Source organism: Pseudomonas sp. S3_A03 (genome assembly GCF_054668275.1).
In genome coordinates this window covers 5,596,494-5,618,752 of sequence record NZ_CP162753.1, presented here as the reverse complement: position 1 = coordinate 5,618,752, position 22,259 = coordinate 5,596,494, and the positions used below count along the sequence as shown (strand labels likewise).

The window sequence follows — 22,259 nt, the reverse complement described above, 5'->3', positions numbered from 1 at the left end:
TGTGCCCGTCCGGTAAGCGGCTCACAAAAATAAAAAGAAAAATATTCACTTATCATTTCTAAATGTGTCAGCCACTATCTCAGGTCGTAAGCGAAACAAGCACTTTAAAAGAACGCTGGAGACACATAACCATGACTAGCCCTTCCCGGCCCGATTCTGCCAGCTCGAAAATTGGTGCGGTTTTCCGCGTTACTTCGGGCAACTTTCTTGAACAGTTCGACTTCTTTCTGTTCGGCTTCTACGCCACCTACATCGCCGCCGCGTTCTTCCCCGCCGCCAATGAGTTTGCCTCATTGATGATGACGTTCGCCGTGTTCGGCGCAGGTTTCCTGATGCGCCCGCTGGGTGCGGTGATCCTGGGGGCCTACATCGATGACGTGGGGCGCCGTAAAGGCCTGATCGTGACCTTGTCGATCATGGCCAGCGGCACGCTGTTGATCGTGCTGGTGCCGGGCTACCACACCATTGGCCTGTGGGCACCGTTGCTGGTGCTGCTCGGTCGCCTGTTGCAAGGCTTCTCGGCCGGGGCGGAACTGGGCGGTGTGTCGGTGTACCTGGCGGAAATGGCCACCCCGGGCCGCAAAGGGTTCTACACCAGTTGGCAGTCGGGCAGTCAGCAGATTTCCATCGTGGTCGCCGCTGCCCTGGGTTACGGCCTGAACGTGTGGATGGAGCCGGCCGTGGTTGCCGACTGGGGCTGGCGCATTCCGTTTGCCATCGGTTGCGTGATTATTCCGTTCATTTTCCTGCTGCGCCGCAACCTGCAGGAAACCGAAGAGTTCGCCAAGCGCCAGCATCGCCCGACCATGCGCGAAGTGATGGCGACCCTGGCAAAGAACTGGACCGTGGTGATCGGCGGCATGCTGATGGTAGCCATGACCACGACTGCGTTTTACCTGATCACCGTGTATGCGCCGACCTTCGGCAAGACCGTGCTGCAACTGAGCACCTCCGACGCCCTGCTGGTGACCTTGCTGGTAGCCGTGTCGAACTTTGTCTGGCTGCCCATCGGCGGCACATTGAGCGATCGCTTCGGCCGCAAGCCGGTGCTGCTGGCCATGACTGTGCTGACCGTTCTCACGGCTTATCCAGCCCTGTCCTACGTGGTGAATGCCCCAAGCTTTGCGCATATGTTGGAGACGCTGCTGTGGTTCTCCTTCCTCTATGGCATGTACAACGGCGCGATGATCCCGGCGCTCACCGAAATCATGCCGGTGGAAGTGCGCGTGGCAGGCTTCTCCCTCGCCTACAGCCTGGCGACCGCGGTGTTTGGTGGCTTTACCCCGGCCATTTCCACCTGGTTTATCCACATCACCGCAGACAAGGCCTCGCCGGCTTACTGGATGATGTTCGCCGCGCTGTGTGCCCTGTGCTCGACCCTGGCGTTGTATCGCCGCGCCGGCAACCGTGGGCAGGTGGTTCAGCAGGCGATGTAACGTCGCCTCGGCGCCTCACGACCTGCGTGCCACCCACCCGTGGTCGGTGGCACGCGCTTGCTACACCTGAAAGCGTGCCACCGCTTCGTTGAGTGCAACCGCCAGCCGCGCCAGCTCCTGGCTGGAACCATTGATCTGCCCGGCACCGGAAGACGATTGCGCCGACAGGTCGCGAATGTTCACGATGTTGCGATCCACTTCCTTGGCCACCTGGGCTTGTTCCTCGGCAGCGCTGGCAATCACCAGGTTGCGTTGGTGAATCTGGTCGATAGAGTCGGTGATCTGGCTCAAGGCCCCCCCCGCCCCCTCCGCCAGGGCCAGGGTGTCGGTGGCACGCTGGGTACTGGACTGCATTGAAGTCAATGCATCATTGGAGCCGATGCGCATGGCGGTCACCATCTGATCAATTTCCAGGGTCGATTGCTGGGTGCGATGGGCCAGCGCACGCACTTCGTCGGCTACCACCGCAAAGCCACGCCCGGACTCACCGGCGCGCGCAGCCTCGATCGCCGCGTTGAGCGCCAGCAAGTTGGTCTGCTCGGCGATAGAGCGAATCACATCGAGGACCTTGCCGATATCCCGTGACTGCTCCGCCAGGTTCTGCACCAGGGTCGAGGTTTCGCCGATATTGGTGCTCAGGGCTTGAATCGCGCTGACGGTCTCGCCCACGCGATGCTGGCCTTCGCGCGCGGTTTCGTTGGACAGCCGCGTGGACTCGGAGGTGGACACCGCATTGCGCGCCACTTCGTCCGCCGCCGAGGTCATCTCGTTGACCGCGGTAGCGGCCTGCTCGATTTCCGCCGTCTGCTTTTGCAGGCTGCGACTGCTTTGATCGGTGATGCCATTCAGGTCGGTGGCAGACGACGCCATCTGCCCCGCTGACTGGCGAATCAGTTGCAAGGTCCCGCGCAGGTTGGCTTGCATGCTCTTGAGAGCCACCAGCAGGCGAGTGACTTCATCGTCGCCAGTCACCGCCACCGTTTGCGTCAGGTCACCCTGGGCAACGTTCTCGGCAGCCCGAACGGCCTGGCTCAACGGGCCGACAATACTGCGCGTGAGTAACCACGCCAGCACCACGGTGCTCAACGCGGCAAGGAGCACAAAACCGAACACCATGGTGCGCGAGCGGCTGTACTGCGACTCCGCCGCTTGCCCCTGTTGGTTGATCTGGGCGTTGTAGTAATCGGCGAGCGCATTGAGTTGAGCGCCGGAGCCATCGACCACGGTTTTCATATCCACCAACAGCAACTTGTTAAGTTCGGCGCCCTGCTGCTTGTCGGCCAGCACGAATGATTGAGCCAAAGCTTGCTGGTATTGGCGAAGCGAGACCTGGAACTGGTCGTAGAGCGTACGGACTTCAGGCGTGTCGATCACAGCCTCCAAATCGGCCAGCCGTTTCGTCAGGTCCTGGCTGCGAGTGTCCATCTGACTGCGGTATTGCGGGATGCCCGCAGGGTTCGGGTCCAGCGCCATTCGCAAAGAGATCGTACGAATGCGCAGCATGATTTCACGAATATCAGCGACCAACCGCATCTTGGGCACTAGCCCGCTTTCAACCTGTACCGCACTGGCGCGGATGCTCGCCATGTTCGATAGCGCAAAAAAACCCAACAGGGCCACGAGCAAAGCAATCAAGGCAAAACCCAGGCCCGCACGGCGGGCGATAGACAGGCTGCGAAGGGACATTTAGGCGGGATACTCTTATTTTGGGATACGACATCGTATGACAGCATTTCGACCAGAAGGAGGCGGACTTTAGGAATCGACCCTCCAATGCACGAAAAGCCTGCTGAGCATTGAGATCAGCGGGCTTTTTTCAGTCATCTGAGCAGAGGCTCACCAGCAGTGACACTTCACCGGTTGACTACTGACAAGTGCCACCTTTGTGATGCGACCCGGTCCCGCCAACCGGATGCGTGCCCTTCGGGCAACCCATTGCAAACATCGGGCTCGCGGCCAATACCATCAGCACAACCACCATCGATAACGTCTTCATAACATCCCCCGTGGCCAATCACGACGCGTGATGGCACAAAGATATCATGCATTAGCAGAATTAACCGCGCCGGGTGCTAGGGGTATTTACTGAGGTTTGGGTGTAGCTGACTGGAGCGCGCCTTTCGCTGGGATATGCGCGCTGAATGGCAGGAAGTTTCTGCCCTAAAACAAAAAACCCCAACAACATTTAAGTTATCGGGGTTTTTCGTTTTTCAATAATGGCGGAGAGATAGGGATTCGAACCCTAGGTACCGGTGAAGGTACAACGGATTTCGAATCCGTCCCATTCGGCCACTCTGGCATCTCTCCAACGGCGCGCATCATAACAGCATGACTCGTGGATGCAAAGCGCCGAAGCGATTTTTTTCCGTGCTATCAGATGCTTGCGTCGATTAAAGCGGTACGCCTAGACGATTGGCGACTTCTTCGTAGGCTTCGATGACGTCACCGAGGCCCTGGCGGAAGCGGTCTTTGTCCATCTTCTTCTTGGTGTCCTTGTCCCACAGGCGGCAACCGTCCGGGCTGAATTCGTCACCCAGGACGATGGAGCCGTCGTGGAATACGCCGAATTCCAGCTTGAAGTCCACCAGCAGCAGGCCTGCGTCGTCGAACAGCTTGCTCAGCACGTCGTTGACCTTGAGGGACAACTCCTTCATGCGCGCCAGTTGTTCAGCGGTGCCCCAGCCGAACGCCACGACGTGGGATTCGTTGATGAACGGGTCGCCCTTGGCGTCGTCCTTCAGGAACAGTTCGAAGGTGTAAGGGTTGAGCTTGAGGCCCTCCTCCACGCCCAGTCGCTTGACCAGGCTGCCGGCGGCATAGTTACGCACGACGCATTCGACCGGGATCATGTCCAGCTTCTTCACCAGGCACTCGTTGTCGCCCAGCAGTTTGTCGAATTGGGTCGGAATGCCGGCCTCTTCGAGTTTCTGCATGATGAAGGCGTTGAACTTGTTGTTCACCATGCCTTTTCGGTCCAGCTGTTCGATGCGCTTGCCGTCGAACGCCGAAGTGTCGTTGCGAAACAGCAAGATCAGGCGGTTAGCGTCGTCGGTCTTGTAAACCGACTTGGCTTTGCCGCGGTAGAGTTCTTCACGTTTTTCCATGATGGGCTCCGCTTTGAGTGAGGTGGGCTAGGCGATGTGTCGCCAGTCGAGCCCTAAATCTTGATCGGCCAATTGCAGCCAGTCCGGGTCACACCCTAGGGTGTCGACAAAACATTGCCGGGCAAGCGTCGGCAGGTTGTTCTTGCTGCTCAGGTGGGCCAGGACCAGGTGTTGCAGGTCTTGCCAGCCCAACTCATACACCAGGTACGCCGCCTGGTGGTTGTTCAAATGTCCCAGTTCGCCGCCCACCCGCTGCTTGAGGAAGTACGGGTAATGACCGCGAGCCAGCAGGTCTCGGCAGTGGTTGGACTCGATCATCAATGCGTCGAGGTCTCGATAGCCGTCCAGCACCTTGCTGCAATAGGAACCCAGGTCGGTCAGTACGCCGAAGCGCCGCTGCCCATCACTGAAGACATACTGCGTTGGCTCCTGCGCATCATGCGCCACGGCAATCACGTCAATGCTCAAGGCGCCGATCTGGAGTTGCTCGCCACCGGCCAGGAAACCTGCGGGTTCAATGGGTTTGCGCATCCCGCGCAAGGTGCCGCGACTTAAGTACACCGCAAGATTGTAGCGCCGAGACAGCAAACCCACGCCATGCACGTGGTCGGCATGTTCGTGGGTCACCAGAATCGCACTCAGCTGCGCGGGGTGAACCCCCAGGCGCAGCAGGCGCCGCTCGGTTTCTTTTAACGAGAAACCACAATCCACCAGTATGTACGTGTCGTCGTGGGCGACCAGCGTGCCGTTCCCTTGGCTACCGCTACCGAGAACAGCAAAACGCATCGGATCAGCCCAGGTTGTCCTGAATCACGCCCAGCACTTTGCGGGCTGTTTCAGCCGGCGCAACGGTGTTGATGTTCTTCTCGACGGTGACTTGCACGCTTTCGCCAACTTTGCTCAAACGCACCTGATAACGCTCGGCGCGGGTCTCGATTTCTTCCTTGGTCGGCTGGCTGCCGAACAGCTTGCCGAAGAAACCAGGCTCGTCGTCTTTGCGCTCGGCCTTTTCAGCCACGTTGATGTAGTAAAGGCCCAGGCTGCGGTTGATGTCTTCAACACGCCACGGGCCTTGCTCCAGGGCACGACCCACGCTGGCCCAGGCACGGTCCAGGTCTTCACCCAGGTTCAGCACCACGTTGCCGCTGCCGTCTTCGGTGAGGCTGACGCGGCTCGGGGTGTCGTAATCACGTGCGGCGAGCAGGGAAACGGAACCGCCCTTCTCGGAAATACGGCTCATGCTGGCCAACATCTCGTCGACCAGCGCCGAATCGACGCCGGTGTTGACCGAACGGTTGGTGAAGGCGACATCGGCGGTGCTGCCGGCGGGACGCTCGGCGCTGACTACGTAGACTTCACTGGTATTGCGCTGCACGCCTGGCTCGATGCGCACACGCACGCGCGCTTCGCTGTCGGCGGCTACACCGCCGGCCTGCAGGCGCTTGGCCATAGTGGCGGACAGTTCGCTGCCTTGCTGCCATGCCGTGGTGAATTCCCCGGTCTGCGGGCGCTGCTCGTAGATGCGAAAGCCGTTGTCCTGGAAGAACTGCACAGCCACCGGCCAAACTTCCGCGGGAGGGCGTTGAGCCACGATCCAGCGCGAGTCACCGCTCTTCTGCAGGCTGTAGTCGCTGGCATCCGCCACGGCCGAGATCGGCTGCGGACGAGGCACCACGTACTCACCCTTGGTGGTGTCGTCGGCAACGTTGCGCGGGATCGGCAGCAACGGATCAAGGCGCTTGGCGACGTTGACGCCCGGCGGCAATTCCATCGGTTTGGTGGGTTGTGCTTCCAGGTAATCGCTGCCGCGGTCACGGAAGTAGCCTTCCGGGCCCCAGATCCAACCGCAGCCACTGGTGCTGGAGATAATCAAGGCAAGTGCGGAAAGTCCGGCCAATCGCTTCATGCGTAGTGCTTCCTCAATTAAACCAGGACGCCGGACTGGCGCAGGGCCTGTCGCAGCGGTTCGTGACAGGCTTCGCTGAGACGGGTGAGCGGCAGACGGATACCGTCCGGCATCATGCCCATTTCAGTCAGTGCCCACTTCACGGGAATAGGGTTGGATTCGATAAAGAGTGTCTTGTTGAGCGGCATCAGCTTCTCGTGGATCGCCCGGGCGGTCACGGCGTCACCGGCGATGGCGGCGGCGCACATGTCGCTCATGGCACGCGGGGCCACGTTGGCGGTCACGGAGATGTTGCCCTTGCCGCCCAACAGGATCAGCTCGACAGCGGTGGCGTCGTCACCGGAATACAGCAGGAAATCGCTGCTCACGCCGGCCAGGATGTCCTTGGCGCGCTGCAGGTCGCCGGTGGCCTCCTTGATACCGATGATGTTCGGCACGGTGGACAGGCGGATCACCGTCTCGGCCTTCATATCGCACGCGGTACGACCCGGTACGTTATAGAGGATCTGCGGGATCTGGACGGCTTCGGCGATGGCTTTGAAGTGCTGGTACAAGCCTTCCTGGGTCGGCTTGTTGTAGTACGGGGTCACCAGCAGGCAGGCGTCGGCGCCGGCCTTCTTGGCGTTCTTGGTCAGCTCGATCGCTTCACGCGTCGAGTTGGCGCCCGTACCGGCGATGACGGCGATACGGCCCGCAACACGCTTGACCACGAATTCGATCACCTGGATGTGTTCTTCCACATCAAGGGTGGCCGACTCACCTGTGGTGCCGACGGCCACAATGGCGTTGGTGCCTTCTTGCAGGTGAAAGTCCACCAGTTTGCCCAGGCTGTCCCAGTCGAGATTACCTTGTGCATCCATGGGTGTGACCAGTGCCACCATACTGCCCGCAATCATGCAACCGCTCCTGCCGGAAAAAGAGAGCCGTAATGGTACTGGCGCCAAGATGCTTGTACAAGCAAAGTACCGCGTGTGGATGCGTTCTGGCGCAACTAAACGATGGGCAATGCCATCATCGGGCCAGAGCATGGCTTTGAACGGGGTGAAATCCAGCCGATCACGCAATGAAAACGCCACCTCCTATCCCTTAGCGATGCTTTTCGCTACCCTTGATCCTTTGATCGATACGGCCCCCATAGTATCGACCGCTCATCGTTTAGGAAGGCTGCATGTCCACCCCCACAGTTCGCGAACAATTCCTTGTTATCAGTGCCCTCGGCGCCAACCCCATGGAGCTGACCAACGTCCTGTGCCGCGCCAGCCATGAAAACCGCTGCGCCGTCGTGACCTCCCGCCTAACCCGCCACGGCGAGTGCAGCGCGCTGGTGTTGCAGATATCCGGCACCTGGGATGCGCTGGCGCGTCTGGAGACCGGCCTGCCGGGCCTGGCCAAGAAGCACAATTTCACCGTCAACGTGGTGCGCAGCGCCGCCCTGGAAAATCGCCCACAAGCCTTGCCTTACGTGGCCTACGTAAGTTCGGCCTACCGCTCGGACATCGTCAATGAGCTGTGCCAGTTCTTTATCGACCATAACGTCGAGCTGGAAAACCTCACCTGCGATACCTACCAGGCCCCGCAAACAGGCGGAACCATGCTCAACGCCACCTTTACCGTGACATTGCCGGCCGGGGTGCAAATCAGCTGGTTGCGCGACCAGTTCCTGGATTTCGCCGATGCCCTGAACCTCGACGCACTGATCGAGCCATGGCGCCCACAGAACCCAATGTAAGGAAGTACTCATGGCGGTAGTCATCGATAAACCGGTCGCCGATTTCGACGCCCAGGCCACCAGCGGGCAGACCTTCAGCTTGGCCGCGCTCAAGGGCAAGCAAGTGGTGATCTACTTCTACCCGAAGGACAGCACCCCAGGCTGCACCACCGAAGGCCAGGGTTTTCGTGACCAGTACGCGGCGTTCAAGGCGGCCAACACCGAAGTATTCGGCGTGTCGCGCGACAGCGTGAAGTCCCACGAGAACTTCAAGGGCAAGCAGGCGTTTCCCTTTGAGCTGATCAGCGACAAGGACGAAGCGGTCTGTCAGCTGTTTGATGTGATCAAGCTGAAGAAGCTATACGGCAAGGAATACCTGGGCGTGGATCGCAGCACTTTCCTGATCGACAGCCAGGGTGTACTGCGCCAGGAATGGCGCGGCGTGAAAGTGCCAGGGCATGTGGATGCCGTTCTGGCGGCAGCGCAGGCACTGAACAAGGCCTGATGTAACGAGCGGGCTTGCCCCGCTCACTAGAAAGGGTGATGCCGCTACAGCAGCGGCGCCACCACTGGCTCCCGTCGCGGCCACGCATCCAGCACCGCCTTGAACAGCGTCGCCAGGGGTATCGCAAAGAACACTCCCCAGAACCCCCACAACCCGCCAAACAGCAACACCGCGCAAATGATCGCTACCGGGTGCAGGTTGACCGCCTCCGAGAACAGCAGCGGAACCAGCACGTTGCCATCCAGCGTCTGGATAATCCCGTACACCGCCATCAGGTAGATGAACTGGTCGCTCCAGCCCCACTGGAACAGGGCGATCAGGGTGACCGGCACCGTCACCACCACTGCGCCGACATACGGCACCACCACTGAAATGCCGACCAGCAATGCCAGCAGCGCTGCGTAGTTCAGGTCCAGGGCGATAAACGCGATGTAGGTCACGCCGCCGCAGATAATGATCTCAATGACCTTGCCACGGATATAGTTGGCGATCTGCCGGTTCATCTCCTCGGCCACTCGGGTAATCAGCGCCCTTTCGCGCGGCAGGTAGCCACTCACCCAGCGGCCGATCATTGCGCGGTCCTTGAGAAAGAAAAACACCAGGATCGGCACCAACACCAGATAGATCATGATGTTGACCAGCAGCGGCAGGCTGGACAGGGAAAAGGTCAGCGCCCATTGCCCGAACTTTCCGATTTCACCGCGCGCCACTTCAATGGCCTGCAGCACCTGCTCATCTGACACCAGGTGCGGGTAGCGCTCCGGCAGTAGCAGCAACAGCGACTGCCACTTGGCGAGCATGCCGGGCAGTTCATTGAACAGCGTGATCAGTTGATGCCACAGCAGCGGCAACACCACCACGATAAACACCACCAGCAGCCCCATGAACAAGGCAAACACTAGCCCTACCGCCGCCCCGCCCGGCAAGCGCAAGCGTTCCAAGGTGGTGACCAGGCCTTGCATCAGATACGCCAGCACCATTCCCGCCAATACCGGCGCGAGCATGCCACCCAAGGTGAGCACCGCCGTAAAGGCCAGAAACAGCAGGACGGCCAGCACCACGGCTTCTTCATCGGAGAAGTAGCGCTGGATCCAGTCTCGTAACACTTTGAACATCAATCAACCTCGAGCGATGGGAGCAAACGGTTCAGGCCTTGCGCAACCAGTAACGGTACACACCGGCGGCGTCTTCTTCGTGCAGCAACGTGTGCCCGGCCAACTTGGCAAATGTACGGAAATCACGCTGTGACCCTGCGTCCGTGGCGATTACCTTGAGCACGGCGCCACTGGCCAATCGATTGAGCTCCAGCTTGGCCTTGAGCAAGGGCAACGGGCAATTGAGGCCGCTGGCATCGAGTTCGGCATCAAAGGCTACAGCGTCGGTCATGGTTTTACTCCGGGCAAGCGTTCGGGGGTGCTTAGAATATCTGGTCCGAAGCTCAGTGTCCGGCTACAGTAAGCTCTTTGTTGAAAGGCTTTGTGCATGACTTTTTTGCGCCCCACTCTGCTGACGCTGGCTTGCCTGCTGGCCTCCCCAGGCTTCGCCGACGACCTGCCGTCGCTTGGCGACGCCAGCTCTGCCATTGTCTCGCCGCAACAGGAATATCAATTGGGCCGTGCCTGGCTGGCCTACCTACGTGGGCAGGTTTCGCAACTGAACGACCCGCAACTCAAGGACTACGTCGAAACCAGCGTGTACAAACTGGTGGAGACCAGCCAGGTCAATGACCGGCGCCTGGAGTTCATCCTGATCAACAGCCCGCAACTCAACGCTTTTGCCGCGCCAGGCGGCATCGTGGGCGTGAACGGCGGCCTGTTCCTCAATGCCCAGACCGAGGGGGAATACGCCTCGGTAATGGCCCACGAATTGGCTCACTTGTCCCAGCGTCACTTCGCTCGTGGCGTTGAAGCGCAACAACGCATGCAGATCCCAATGATGGCAGCCCTGCTCGGCGGCATCATTGCAGCGGCGGCAGGTGCCGGCGATGCCGGCATTGCCGCGATTGCCGGCACCCAGGCCGCCGCCATCCAGGAGCAGCGACGGTTCTCTCGGCAAAATGAACAAGAAGCGGACCGCATCGGTATCGTCAACCTGGAAAAAGCTGGCTATGACCCTCGCTCCATGCCGACCATGTTCGAGCGGCTGGGTCGCCAGTACCGCTTCGACGCCAAACCACCGGAGTTCCTGCTGACCCACCCGGTCACCGAATCGCGGATCGCCGACACTCGCAACCGCGCCGAACAATCCAAGCCCGGCGGCAAGGAAGACAGCCTGCGCTACCAACTGATTCGCGCCCGGGTGCAACTGCAATATGAGGACACATCAGGACTCGCAGCCAAGCGCTTCCAAGCGCAATTGGACGAGAACCCGAAAAACGATGTGGCGCGCTACGGCCTGGCTATCGCCCAAATCAAAGCCTCGCAGTTCAAGCAAGCGCGGGATAGCCTGCAAGCCTTACTGGCCAAGGCGCCCAACGACATTACCTATAACCTGGCGCAGATTCAGCTCGATATCGATAACAACCGTTTACCCGACGCCCAGCAACGCACCGATCGGATGCTGAGCCAATACCCCGGCAACTATCCGCTAAATCAGATGCGCGTAGACCTGCTGCTTAAACAGAACCGCACCGCCGATGCCGAAAAAGCGTTGGATGGCTTGCTCAAGTCCCGCCCGGATGATCCTGACGTGTGGTACCAGGTCGCGGAGACTCGTGGATTGTCCGGCAACATCATTGGTCTGCATCAGGCACGCGCCGAGTACTTTGCCCTGGTGGGCGACTTTCAGCAGGCGATCCAACAGTTGGATTTTGCCAAACGTCGCGCCGGCAGCAACTTCCCCCTTTCGTCGCGTATCGACGCACGCCAGCGTGAGCTGATCGAACAGGAACGCTTGGTCAAGGGGATGATGGGCTAAAACCCGATACAAAAAAGCCCCGCCTTCGTTTAACGAAGGCGGGGCTTTTTATCGGGCCGTGGAAGTTATTCAGCCAGCTTGAAGGTGATAAAGCTGGCACGCCCTTCACGCAACACGCGCATCGACACGGAGCGGTTCTTCGGCAATGCCTTGGCGATATCCGTGAATTGCTTGGTCGTTTCAATCGCCTGATTGTTCAGGTGTGTGATCACATCGCCCGGCTGCAGGCCGATCAAGGCGGCAGGACCGTCCTGCACTTCCTTGATCACGACACCGCTCTTGAGGTCGAACGCCTTCTTCTGCTCATCGGTCAACTCCGCCACGGCAATGCCCAAGCGGTTGCTGCTGCGCTCGGCGCCCGGCTTGGTGTTGCCCAGAGCATCCAGCGTTGCGCCTTCTTCAGGAATGGCGCCAACGGTGAGCTCCACATTCTGGCGTTTGCCATCACGGATCACTTCCAGCTTGGCTTTGCTGCCCGCCTTAAGTGCGCCGACCAGGTGTGGCAGGTCTGCCGACATGATGATCGGCTGGCCGTTCATGCTCAGGATCACGTCACCAACTTGCAGGCCACCCTTGGCAGCCGGACCGCCGTCCTGGATCTGCGCAACCAACGCACCGGCCGGCTTGTCGAGGCCGAAGGACTCAGCCAGGTCCTTGTTCACTTCCTGGATCACCACGCCCAACCAGCCGCGGCTCACCTTGCCGCCGCTTTTCAGCTGATTGGAAACATCCATGGCCACGTCGATCGGGATAGCGAACGACACGCCCATGAAACCACCGGAACGGGTGTAGATCTGCGAGTTGATGCCTACCACTTCGCCCGCCAGGTTGAACAGCGGACCGCCGGAGTTGCCTGGGTTGATTGGCACGTCGGTCTGGATGAACGGCACGTAGTTTTCATTCGGCAGGCTGCGGCCGATGGCACTGACAATGCCTTGGGTCACGGTGTGGTCAAAGCCAAACGGCGAACCGATGGCCACGACCCACTGCCCGGCCTTCAAGTCTTGAGACTTGCCCAGCTTGAGCACTGGCAAGTCCTTGCCCTCGATCTTCAGGAGCGCCACGTCGGAGCGCGGGTCGGTGCCCACCAGCTTGGCTTTCAACTCACTGCGATCGGCCAGGCGCACGAGAATCTCGTCGGCGTCGGCAATCACATGGTTATTGGTGAGGATGTAGCCATCGGGCGAAATGATGAAGCCCGAGCCCAGCGACTGCGCTTCACGCTGGCCACCGCCACGAGGCGCGCGCGGTTGAGGCATGCCACGCTCAAAGAACTCGCGCAGCATTGGCGGCAGGCCCTCCAGATCGGGCATCTGCTGGTTCGAGACCTTGCGATCCGGCAGCTTCTGCGTGGTGCTGATGTTCACCACGGCTGGCGAGGCTTGCTCAACCAATTGAGTGAAGTCAGGCAGCTCGACCGCTTGCGCGGTCACAGCCTGCCCCAGCACCAGCACCGTGGCGACTATGGATAGGTAGGATTTCAAACGTGGTATCGACATACAGCTCCCGTTACGACGAGCAGGGTTGAGCGACAGGGTTCAAGAAACGCCGAAAACTGCGACCGACGTCTTTGTTCCGCGAACAAAACAAGGCCAGAGCCGAGAAGCCCTGACCTATAAAAAACATGAGAGATTTTTGCAAGTGAAAATGCTGATCCGGACATTTCATGTCTCTCGGTAGCCAACGTGGCACAGACCAACAATGAAAGCGCTGGATGAACATAGGATTAACGGCTCACGGCTGAGTGATCGCCTTTTTTTCACCGCGCACCGACAGCGCGATACGTTCGGCCGTACCGATCGGGATTTCCCCCACCACCGTTACCATCATTTCCCCATCCACCGTGTTCAACCGACGGGACACCGCGACCGTGGGGCCCAACTGGGTACGCGTCTCGGTGATGCCCACATCACTGATCGGCTCAAGAAAAACCGAGAAACGCGCCAGCCCATCTTCATACATCAAGCTATCGACGGTGGCTTTGGTGTGGGTGTCTTTGCGCGAAGTGCTATTGGTCAGTTGAAAGCCAGGCGGCAACCATTCCAAATGCCACGCCTCGGTGGACTCAACGGCCGGCGCCCTGCCATCAACCACAGAAATAGGCGTGCACTCCTTGCTGGGCAGCAAGTCGCTATCATCGGGCGGCTTAGATGTGTTCAAACGTGTGAATTGAAAACGCTCCAACAACTGCCCTTTGTCATTGAGCAAAAGAGACTTGAGCGGTAGCGCGGTTTCCCGATCCAGATGCAGCTCGAAACCGTAGCGGTACTGATCACGGGGCGCGATTGAAACAATCACCGCATTTCGACCAGCCACGCGGGATTTGCCAATGACAGCCAGTTCATAGAATTGATTGAGTTTCTGTGGGTCAAGCGCGCGTGAAGATGCATCACGCGAATTGCCAAGGCCGGCGACAAGGGTGCCACTGACGCATTGGGTTCGGCCATCTACCCGCACGACTTCCTGGGCGGAACCATCAAGCTGCAAGAGCCGCTCACGGACCTGACCGTTCTGGACACGATGCCAGATGTCATGGGTAGAAAAACTGCCGTTACGCTCGTAGACGAACGTCCCTTGGAAGCTTTGCTGCTGCTCTGCACGCCCAAGCCGTGTCAGCCAGTCTTGGGCTTCATCGGCATGGGCGGGGAGTGCAAACCAGCCACTGAGCAAAAGCGTAAGGAGCGGTATGGCGCGCATAGAGCCCCTTAGTGGTTTAGCGGTTTTCCAGGCTTGCAGCGCGAGCGTATGGCAGAGCGCTTTCAGTGCCTTTCAAGGCCGATTCCTGTGCGTGTTGGCGCAGGTAGCCTGGAAGACGCTGGTCTTGCCAGCCGGATTGCCCTTGCAATACACCGTTAGCCATGGGGCCGGTGGTGTCGGAGCTTTCCTTGTAGCCGGCCAGTACTGCTGGGCCTTTGACTTGCGGGCCGGCCATGACCGGTTGCTGCGTCTGCTGAGCCAGTTCGGCACCGGCAATTTCGTCCTGGTTGTACAAGCGAACACCGGCCAGCACTGCAACAGTTACCGAGGCAGCGACCGCCAGACGGCCCAGGCTACGCCAAGGACCACGAGCAGCTTTTGCCGGAACGGCTTCATCGGCCAACGCAGCAGAAACGGCCGCAGCAATATCCAGACGAGGGATTAGAAGATCCTTGTGCATCACCGCCCGAGCGACTTGGTAACGAGACCAGGTATCACGGGTTTCGGCATCATCAAATGCATTGAGCACTCGACGAAGTTCCAGTTCATCCGCTTCGTTATCCATCACTGCGGACAGCGATTCCTGCAGGGCATCACGACTCATGGCGGTTCCTCTCTTGGCTGTCGCCGCTGTCTTTAGTTTTCCTGCAACAACGGTTGCAAGGCTTTATCGATGGCTTCCCGGGCCCGGAAAATCCGGGACCTTACAGTCCCCACCGGACACTGCATGACGCTCGCAATGTCTTCGTAACTCAGACCATCAAATTCACGTAAAGTTAACGCCGTACGTAAATCTTCTGGCAGTTGCTGAATAGTGCGATGAACGGTGCCTTCGATCTCATCGCGCAGCAATGCACGCTCCGGCGACTCGAGATCTTTGAGGCCGTGATCACCATCGTAAAATTCTGCATCTTCTGAACTCACATCACTATCCGGCGGGCGGCGTCCGCGAGACACCAGATAGTTCTTCGCCGTGTTGATGGCGATGCGATACAGCCACGTGTAAAACGCACTGTCACCGCGGAAATTGCCTAGTGCACGGTATGCCTTGATAAAGGCTTCCTGTGCAACGTCCTGCGCTTCATGGGTGTCGTGCACAAACCGCACGATCAACCCGAGAATTTTGTGCTGGTATTTCAGCACTAGCAGATCAAATGCTCGCTTGTCGCCGCGTTGTACGCGCTCGACCAGCTGCTGATCCTCTTCCTGGGTTAGCATGAACACTCCTCGTTGTGCTTTAAGGAGGCTTGCATAACTAAACGATCAGGCTTGCAAACATAGACTCGGACTTTTCGCAAAAGTTCTCCCCCTTCAAGCAAGTTTCCGGCATGCACTGATTTGGCACACACGAAAAACGCAGCGCGGGCAACGCCGGCTGCGCGAATAATCTTGTCGCCGGTTTTCTGACGCGTCCACTGCTCCCGACGGGCCAATAAACTCAACGTTTTCCCAGCTTTCGGGCAACCTGCTATTGAGTCAGGGCCTATGCAAAAAGTTCCCGTTTCAATAACCGGTTGATTTTACCCAAGCCGTGCACCGTAATCTCACATTGCCACGAATGCCTGACTATTGTGCCGCTCCCCCCCTCTATATACTAGTGGGCCGTGTGACCCTTTGATTCGCCGATCCGGGCGTCCTGTTTGCGCCAGCCCCTTTGGATCGCTTTTTGCGGAATCCTTCAAATGAGCCAACAGTTTCAACACGATGTTCTGGTGATTGGCAGCGGCGCGGCCGGGTTGAGCCTTGCGCTGACCCTCCCCGGCCACCTGCGCATTGCAGTACTGAGCAAGGGCGACCTGGCCAATGGTTCGACCTTCTGGGCCCAGGGCGGTGTAGCCGCCGTGCTGGACGACACCGACACAGTGCAATCTCACGTCGAAGATACCCTTAACGCCGGCGGCGGCCTGTGCAACGAAGACGCTGTTCGCTTTACCGTCGAGCATAGCCGCGAGGCAATCCAGTGGCTGATCGACCAAGGCGTGCCCTTCACTCGCGATGAACACGCGGGCAGCGATGACGGCGGCTTCGAGTTCCATCTAACGCGCGAGGGCGGCCACAGTCATCGCCGCATCATCCATGCGGCCGACGCCACCGGCGCCGCTATTTTCAAGACACTGCTCGAACAGGCCCGCCAACGTCCCAACATCGAATTGCTCGAACAGCGCGTCGCCGTCGACCTGATCACCGAGAAACGCCTGGGCCTGCCGGGCGAGCGCTGCCTCGGCGCCTATGTGCTCAACCGCACCAGCGGCGAGGTCGACACCTACGGTGCGCGCTTCACCATTCTTGCCTCGGGCGGCGCGGCCAAGGTCTACCTCTATACCAGCAATCCGGACGGCGCTTGCGGGGATGGCATCGCCATGGCTTGGCGCTCGGGCTGCCGGGTGGCCAACCTGGAATTCAACCAGTTCCACCCCACCTGCCTGTATCACCCGCAAGCCAAGAGCTTCCTGATCACCGAAGCCCTGCGAGGCGAAGGCGCACACCTGAAACTGCCCAACGGCGAACGCTTCATGCAGCGCTTCGATCCGCGCGCCGAGTTGGCCCCGCGCGATATTGTCGCTCGCGCCATCGACCACGAGATGAAGCGCCTGGGTGTCGACTGCGTGTACCTGGACATCAGCCACAAGCCCGAAGCCTTCATCAAGGCCCACTTCCCCACCGTCTACGAGCGCTGCCTGGCGTTCAACATCGACATCACTAAAGGCCCGATCCCCGTCGTACCGGCGGCGCACTACACCTGTGGCGGCGTGATGGTCGACCAGCACGGTCGTACAGACGTACCCGGCCTGTATGCGATCGGCGAAACCAGCTTCACCGGCCTGCACGGCGCCAACCGCATGGCCAGCAATTCGCTGCTCGAGATGCTTCGTGTACGCCCGCTCGGCGGCGGCGGACATTCTCGAGCAACTGCCGCGCATACCGGTGCCGGCCGCACTGCCGCGCTGGGACGCCAGCCAAGTGACCGACTCGGACGAGGACGTGATCATCGCGCACAACTGGGATGAGCTGCGGCGCTTCATGTGGGACTACGTCGGGATCGTGCGCACCAACAAGCGCCTGCAACGCGCGCAGCACCGAGTGCGCCTGCTGCTGGATGAAATCGATGAGTTCTATAGTAATTACAAGGTCAGCCGCGACCTGATCGAACTGCGCAACCTGGCCCAGGTGGCCGAGTTGATGATCCGCTCGGCCATGGAGCGCAAGGAAAGCCGGGGCCTGCATTACACCCTCGACTACCCGCAGATGTTGCCCGAGGCCCGGGACACTATTCTGGTGCCAACCACCTACGCCGGCTGAACTTCAGACGAACCCGCAGGCGCCGATGCACATCGGCGGCCTGCGAGTCGCTTTGGTACACAGATCGATCGCACCCACCATTCGCCTTGCACGCGATAGCGCAGCACCACGAGCAGCGGCAAGGCCAGGCTGTCGGGCCGCAATTGCACGCTGTGCCAGCCTCGCTCGTGACTCAATAGCTGCCAGCCATCTTCATCACGGCGCAGGCCCCGAATCGATGAGCGGTGAGTCAACAGGACATGGCGCGGCAGCACCCAGGCGGCGTGAGCCAGGCACAGGAACCCGCCAAGGAAAGCAAAAGGCAGGTCCAGCACCAGCAGAGCCCCCAGGGCGACTACCTGGGCAAGCAGATACACCGCGAGCAGCAACCGTGAGGCCTGCCAGCGGCATTCAAAGCGATTATTTGGGCTGGACACGATCCAGAATCATCCAGAACCATGCGCTGCAACTCAGGGTCCTCAGATTCGGCACGCTCCATGAACCAGCCGAACATGTCCTGGTCTTCGCACGTCAGCAGCCGTACATAAAGGTCGCGGTCCACTGGGTTGAGCGTCGCATAGACCTCTTTGGTAAAAGGCACCAGCAACACATCCAACTCCAGCATGCCGCGGCGGCTGTGCCAGTACAGGCGATTGATTTCTACGTCTTCGACCATGGAACGCTCCTCAAATAGCGCGTCAGTATACAGGCCCGAGTACAGCGGAACAGTCGGCTTTGGTCGCCCCATATCGAAACTATCCATTTGCCGGGCGCCCCTCTATGATGCACCCATGACTTTTTGACCTGCGATGACCCATGGCCGACTCCGCTTTTTTCTGCCCCTGTCCCACGAAGGCGTTCTCGCCGTCCGCGGCGCCGACGCTGCCAAGTTTCTGCAGGGCCAACTCACCTGCAACCTCAATTACCTGAGTGACGCCCACGCCAGCCTCGGTGCGCGCTGCACGCAAAAAGGCCGCATGCAGTCGAGCTTCCGCATCCTGCTGCAAGGCGATGGCGTGCTGTTGGCGATGGCCAGCGAGTTGCTGGAACCGCAACTGGCCGACTTAAAGAAGTACGCCGTATTCTCCAAATCCAAACTCACCGACGAAAGCCCCGCCTGGGCGCGCTTCGGTGTAGCCAATGGTGATCACGCCCTTTCCAGTCTGGGTCTTGCGCTGCCGGCCGAGACCGACAGCGTGGTGCGCGCGGACGCATTGATCGCCCTCCGCGTCTCCCCCGGCCGTGCCGAACTCTGGGTGCCTGCGGAGCGGGCCGACGCCGTGCGCAGCCAATTGGCCGCGCACTTGCAGCAAGCCGAGTTGAACGAATGGCTGCTGGGCCAAATCCGCGCCGGCATCGGCCAGGTGATGGCGCAGACACGCGAACTGTTCATCCCGCAGATGCTCAATCTGCAGGCCGTGGGCGGCGTGAGCTTCAAGAAAGGCTGCTACACCGGCCAGGAGATCGTCGCGCGCATGCAGTACCTAGGCAAACTCAAGCGTCGCCTGTACCACCTGAGCCTTGATGCGACACCATGCCCGAGCCAGGCACTCCGCTGTTTTCCCCCAGCCACAACAGCGCGATCGGCGAAGTGGTGCTTGCAGCGAAAGCTGACCAAGTGATTGAACTTCTGGCGGTATTACAAGCCGAAGCAGCCGATAGTGGCGATGTGCATGTAGGCACGCTGGAAGGTCCTGGCTTGCACCTGCTTGATCTGCCCTACACCCTCGACCGTGATCGAGAGATCCAGCGTTAGTCGCCGCACCTTTTTGCAACACCCTAGAGAGCATGAATGAACAAACTGGCGGAAAAAGTCCAACAGGCGTTGGTTAAGGCCATCGATAACGATGACCTGGTTCTGCCGACATTGCCGGAAGTGGCCCTGAACATCCGTCAGGCCGCCGAAGACCCGGAAATCAGCATCAACCATTTGAGCAAAGTGATCGGTCGCGATACCGCGCTGTCGGCGCGCCTGATCAAAGTGGTCAACAGCCCGTTGTTGCGCGCGACCCAGGAAGTCACCGACCTGCACACCGCCATTACCCGGCTGGGCACCAACTACAGCAGCAACCTGGCCATCGGCCTGGTGATGGAACAGATCTTCCATGCCCGCTCCGAAACCGTCGAACAGAAGATGCGCGATGTGTGGCGCCGCAGCCTGGAAGTGGCGGGCGTCAGTTATGCCTTGTCTCGCAGCCACAGCCAGCTCAAGCCGGACCAGGCGGCGCTGGGCGGCCTGGTGCACCAGATCGGCGTGCTGCCGATCCTTACCTACGCCGAAGACCACTATGAGCTGCTTTCCGACCCCGTCAGCCTCAACCACATGATCGACAGCATCCATCCGGTGTTGGGCGACAAACTGCTCAGTCGCTGGGACTTCCCGGAAATGCTGGCCAAGCTGCCGGGCCAGTACCTGAACCTGAGAACGCGACTCTGCCAGCCTCGACTACATCGATCTGGTGCAGGTCGCCGTGCTGTATTGCCATTGCGATACGGATCATCCGCTGGCCAGAGTGGATGTCTCAAGCGTGCCGGCGATGAAGAAACTGTCAATTGACCCCTACAGCGAGAAGCTACGAGCGGAGCTGGATGAAGCACGGTCGATGTTCTACTGATCAACCGGCGATAAAACTCACCCGCACCTTCAACCCCGCCAGTTCGCCATCGTGCAGGCTGATCTGCGCCAGATGCGCCCGGCAGATTTCGCCGACAATCGCCAGCCCCAGGCCAGACCCCATGCCCTGCTGGCTACGCCGATAGAATCGCTCGAACACACGATCACGCTCGTCGGCCGGAATCCCCGGCCCGTCATCTTCAACTTCCAGTACCGCTGGCGCCGTGACCCGTAAAATCACATTGCCGCCGGGTGGCGTGTGGGCCAGGGCGTTGTCCACCAGGTTGCTCAGCAGCTCATTGAGCAACGTCGGTTCGCCGCGCAACCACACCGGTTCATCGGCCTCCAGCGCCAGCGCTACGCCTCGCGCGTGAGCCAACGGCGCCATCGCCATGCCCAGTTCACGGGCCAATTGGCCTAGGTCCAGCAATTGCGCGCCGCCTTCGGCAATCGCCCGGGCACCGTTTTCGATACGCGCCAGGGACAGCAATTGGTTGGCCAAATGGGTCAGCTTATCGGTGTTCTGCGCGGCCGTTTCCAGCGTGCTGCGCCAGGTCGCCGGGTCTTCGGCGCGCAGGCCCAGCTCCAGGCGCGCCTTGAGTGCCGCCAACGGGGTGCGCAGTTCGTGGGATGCATCGGCAATAAACTGCGCCTGGCGCTCAAACTGGCCGCGCAGGCGCTCGGTGAAGTGGTTGAGCGAACGCACCAACGGGCCGAATTCATGTTGCACCTCCACCAACGGCAATGGCCGCAGGTCGTCGGGCTGGCGCTCTTCCACCGCAGTGCGCAGGCGTTCCAGTGGACGCAGCGCCGCGCTCACGGCGAACCACACCAGCAGCAACGCGCCGATGGCGAGCATGCCCAGGCGTAGCAAGGTGTCGGCCATCAGGCTGCGGGCCATGCTCACCCGCGCTTCATCGGTTTCGGCCACGCGGATTTCCGCCATACCGTTCATGTTCGGTTCGGAGACGGCCTTCAGCAAGCTCACTACCCGCACTTGCTGGCCTTGATACTTGGCGTTGTAAAACCGTGCCAGCGCCGGATAGTCATCGGTTCGCGGCGTGCCGGGCGGCGGGCCGGGCAGGTTCTCGTAACCGGAGATCAGCTTCTGGTGGATGTCATTGACCTGGTAATAGATGCGCCCGGCGCTGTCGTAGGCGAAGGTGTCCAGGGCCACGTAGGGCACGTTGGCGCTGAGGGTACCGTCCACCTGGGTCAGGCCGGCGGCGATGGTCCGCGCCGAAGCCAGCAGTGTGCGGTCATAGGCGGTGTCGGCCGCCTCGCGACCGTTCCAGTAGGCGCTCATGCCGCTGGCCAGCATCAACAACACCAGCAGCAGCGCCAGGTTCCACAGCAGGCGCCAGCGCAGGCTGCTGGGCTTATGCATCGCGAGCTTCCAGCAGGTAGCCGAGGCCGCGGAAAGTCACGATGGCGATAGGTTGGCCGTCGAGTTTCTTGCGCAGCCGGTGCACGTAGATTTCGATGGCGTCGGGGCTCGCTTCTTCATCCAGGCCGAACACCTGGGACGCGAGCTGCTCCTTGCTCATCACCCGGCCCGGGCGCGCGATCAACGCTTCAAGCACGGCCTGCTCGCGGGAGGTCAACGTCATCCAGTTCGCCACCTACGGTGAACCGCCGCGTATCGAGGTCGTATACCAGCACGCCGCAGGACTGTTGGCGCTCACCGCCCAGCACACTGCGGCGCAACAACGCCTTGACCCGCGCTTCCAACTCCGTCAGTTCGAACGGCTTGGCCAGGTAATCATCAGCCCCAGGTTCAGGCCATGCACGCGGTCTTTGACATCACTGCGCGCGGTCAACATCAGCACGGGCAGGTTTTTTCCACGGGCGCGTAAACGCGCAAGCACCTCAAAACCATCCATGCGCGGCAACCCCACATCGAGGATCGCCGCCGCGTATTCCTCACTGCTCAAGGCCAGGTCCGCGGCCACTCCATCGTGCAGCACGTCGACGGTCAACCCCGTGCTCTTGAGCGCTTGGGCAACACTTTCGGCGAGTTGCAAATGGTCTTCAACCAGGAGGACACGCATGGATTTCTACCTTATTCGAAAGTGGTCAGTGCCACGCTTTGCG

The 22,259-nt window shown here is 60.1% G+C and carries 15 protein-coding genes, 1 tRNA gene and 8 pseudogenes; 7 read left to right on the top strand and 17 right to left on the bottom strand.

The window, feature by feature from the left end; all coding sequences use genetic code 11:
• Window positions 1-131 precede the first annotated feature (131 nt).
• On the top strand, window positions 132-1,436 hold the full coding sequence (gene tcuC, locus AB4O25_RS25895; RefSeq protein WP_460150145.1) for a tricarballylate/proton symporter TcuC: 1,305 nt from the start codon (window positions 132-134) through the stop codon (window positions 1,434-1,436).
• Between the two features lie 60 nt (window positions 1,437-1,496).
• Here the strand turns inward: tcuC and AB4O25_RS25890 are convergent.
• The 7 genes and pseudogenes from AB4O25_RS25890 to dapA form a co-directional block, all read right to left on the bottom strand.
• Window positions 1,497-2,093: pseudogene (locus tag AB4O25_RS25890) on the bottom strand (methyl-accepting chemotaxis protein); the annotation flags it as partial.
• Window positions 2,094-2,402: 309 nt separating this feature from the next.
• Window positions 2,403-3,122 (bottom strand): annotated as a pseudogene (locus tag AB4O25_RS25885) (MCP four helix bundle domain-containing protein); the annotation flags it as partial.
• A gap of 531 nt (window positions 3,123-3,653) precedes the next feature.
• Window positions 3,654-3,743: transfer RNA gene (locus AB4O25_RS25880), tRNA-Ser, on the bottom strand.
• 83 nt (window positions 3,744-3,826) lie between these two features.
• Window positions 3,827-4,540, bottom strand: a complete 714-nt coding sequence (purC, locus tag AB4O25_RS25875) for a phosphoribosylaminoimidazolesuccinocarboxamide synthase (protein WP_003172493.1) — start codon at window positions 4,538-4,540, stop codon at window positions 3,827-3,829.
• A gap of 27 nt (window positions 4,541-4,567) precedes the next feature.
• Window positions 4,568-5,326, bottom strand: coding sequence for an MBL fold metallo-hydrolase (locus tag AB4O25_RS25870; RefSeq protein ID WP_460150144.1), 759 nt, complete (start codon window positions 5,324-5,326; stop codon window positions 4,568-4,570).
• Window positions 5,327-5,330: 4 nt separating this feature from the next.
• The gene (gene bamC, locus AB4O25_RS25865; RefSeq protein ID WP_460150143.1) at window positions 5,331-6,446 is read right to left on the bottom strand and encodes an outer membrane protein assembly factor BamC; all 1,116 of its coding nucleotides are present in this window, start codon (window positions 6,444-6,446) and stop codon (window positions 5,331-5,333) included.
• A gap of 17 nt (window positions 6,447-6,463) precedes the next feature.
• On the bottom strand, window positions 6,464-7,342 hold the full coding sequence (gene dapA / locus AB4O25_RS25860) for a 4-hydroxy-tetrahydrodipicolinate synthase (protein WP_017529584.1): 879 nt from the start codon (window positions 7,340-7,342) through the stop codon (window positions 6,464-6,466).
• A gap of 272 nt (window positions 7,343-7,614) precedes the next feature.
• On the opposite strand from dapA, the gene AB4O25_RS25855 reads away from it, so the two are divergent.
• Window positions 7,615-8,175: a glycine cleavage system transcriptional repressor gene (locus AB4O25_RS25855; RefSeq protein WP_017529585.1), complete on the top strand. Its 561-nt coding sequence runs from the start codon at window positions 7,615-7,617 to the stop codon at window positions 8,173-8,175.
• Window positions 8,176-8,185: 10 nt separating this feature from the next.
• Window positions 8,186-8,659, top strand: a complete 474-nt coding sequence (locus AB4O25_RS25850) for a peroxiredoxin (RefSeq protein ID WP_017529586.1) — start codon at window positions 8,186-8,188, stop codon at window positions 8,657-8,659.
• Between the two features lie 44 nt (window positions 8,660-8,703).
• Here the strand turns inward: AB4O25_RS25850 and AB4O25_RS25845 are convergent, their stop codons facing one another.
• On the bottom strand, window positions 8,704-9,774 hold the full coding sequence (locus AB4O25_RS25845) for an AI-2E family transporter (RefSeq protein WP_003172484.1): 1,071 nt from the start codon (window positions 9,772-9,774) through the stop codon (window positions 8,704-8,706).
• Between the two features lie 31 nt (window positions 9,775-9,805).
• Window positions 9,806-10,045, bottom strand: coding sequence for a sulfurtransferase TusA family protein (locus AB4O25_RS25840; protein ID WP_010212198.1), 240 nt, complete (start codon window positions 10,043-10,045; stop codon window positions 9,806-9,808).
• Window positions 10,046-10,141: 96 nt separating this feature from the next.
• On the opposite strand from AB4O25_RS25840, the gene AB4O25_RS25835 reads away from it, so the two are divergent.
• A complete protein-coding gene (locus AB4O25_RS25835) occupies window positions 10,142-11,575 on the top strand; it encodes a M48 family metalloprotease (protein WP_017529588.1) in 1,434 nt (477 codons plus the stop codon).
• Window positions 11,576-11,640: 65 nt separating this feature from the next.
• On the opposite strand, the gene AB4O25_RS25830 is transcribed toward AB4O25_RS25835, so the two are convergent.
• From AB4O25_RS25830 to rpoE, 4 genes are all read right to left on the bottom strand, one after another.
• A complete protein-coding gene (locus AB4O25_RS25830) occupies window positions 11,641-13,074 on the bottom strand; it encodes a DegQ family serine endoprotease (protein ID WP_017529589.1) in 1,434 nt (477 codons plus the stop codon).
• A gap of 235 nt (window positions 13,075-13,309) precedes the next feature.
• On the bottom strand, window positions 13,310-14,272 hold the full coding sequence (locus tag AB4O25_RS25825) for a MucB/RseB C-terminal domain-containing protein (protein ID WP_017529590.1): 963 nt from the start codon (window positions 14,270-14,272) through the stop codon (window positions 13,310-13,312).
• A 16-nt stretch (window positions 14,273-14,288) separates the two neighbouring features.
• Window positions 14,289-14,876, bottom strand: coding sequence for a sigma-E factor negative regulatory protein (locus AB4O25_RS25820; RefSeq protein WP_003172479.1), 588 nt, complete (start codon window positions 14,874-14,876; stop codon window positions 14,289-14,291).
• Window positions 14,877-14,908: 32 nt separating this feature from the next.
• Window positions 14,909-15,490 carry an RNA polymerase sigma factor RpoE gene (rpoE, locus tag AB4O25_RS25815; RefSeq protein ID WP_003172477.1) on the bottom strand — a complete coding sequence of 194 codons (582 nt, stop codon included), beginning with the start codon at window positions 15,488-15,490 and terminating at the stop codon, window positions 14,909-14,911.
• Between the two features lie 464 nt (window positions 15,491-15,954).
• On the opposite strand from rpoE, the pseudogene nadB reads away from it, so the two are divergent.
• Window positions 15,955-17,572 (top strand): annotated as a pseudogene (nadB, locus tag AB4O25_RS25810) (L-aspartate oxidase).
• Here the strand turns inward: nadB and AB4O25_RS25805 are convergent.
• Together AB4O25_RS25805 and AB4O25_RS25800 are read right to left on the bottom strand one after the other, a co-directional pair.
• Window positions 17,541-17,988, bottom strand: a pseudogene (locus tag AB4O25_RS25805) (protein YgfX). The pseudogenes nadB and AB4O25_RS25805 overlap by 32 nt on opposite strands.
• Window positions 17,972-18,227 (bottom strand): annotated as a pseudogene (locus AB4O25_RS25800) (FAD assembly factor SdhE). The pseudogenes AB4O25_RS25805 and AB4O25_RS25800 overlap by 17 nt, the downstream one beginning before the upstream one ends.
• Window positions 18,228-18,367: 140 nt before the next feature.
• Here AB4O25_RS25800 and ygfZ point away from each other — a divergent pair.
• Window positions 18,368-19,307, top strand: a pseudogene (ygfZ, locus tag AB4O25_RS25795) (CAF17-like 4Fe-4S cluster assembly/insertion protein YgfZ).
• Window positions 19,308-19,343: 36 nt separating this feature from the next.
• Window positions 19,344-20,166: pseudogene (locus AB4O25_RS25790) on the top strand (HDOD domain-containing protein).
• Here the strand turns inward: AB4O25_RS25790 and AB4O25_RS25785 are convergent.
• Together AB4O25_RS25785 and AB4O25_RS25780 are read right to left on the bottom strand one after the other, a co-directional pair.
• Entirely contained in the window at window positions 20,167-21,552 is a 1,386-nt protein-coding gene (locus tag AB4O25_RS25785; RefSeq protein ID WP_460150142.1) for a sensor histidine kinase, read from the bottom strand.
• Window positions 21,545-22,216 (bottom strand): annotated as a pseudogene (locus AB4O25_RS25780) (response regulator). The gene AB4O25_RS25785 and the pseudogene AB4O25_RS25780 overlap by 8 nt, the downstream one beginning before the upstream one ends.
• Window positions 22,217-22,259: the final 43 nt, after the last annotated feature.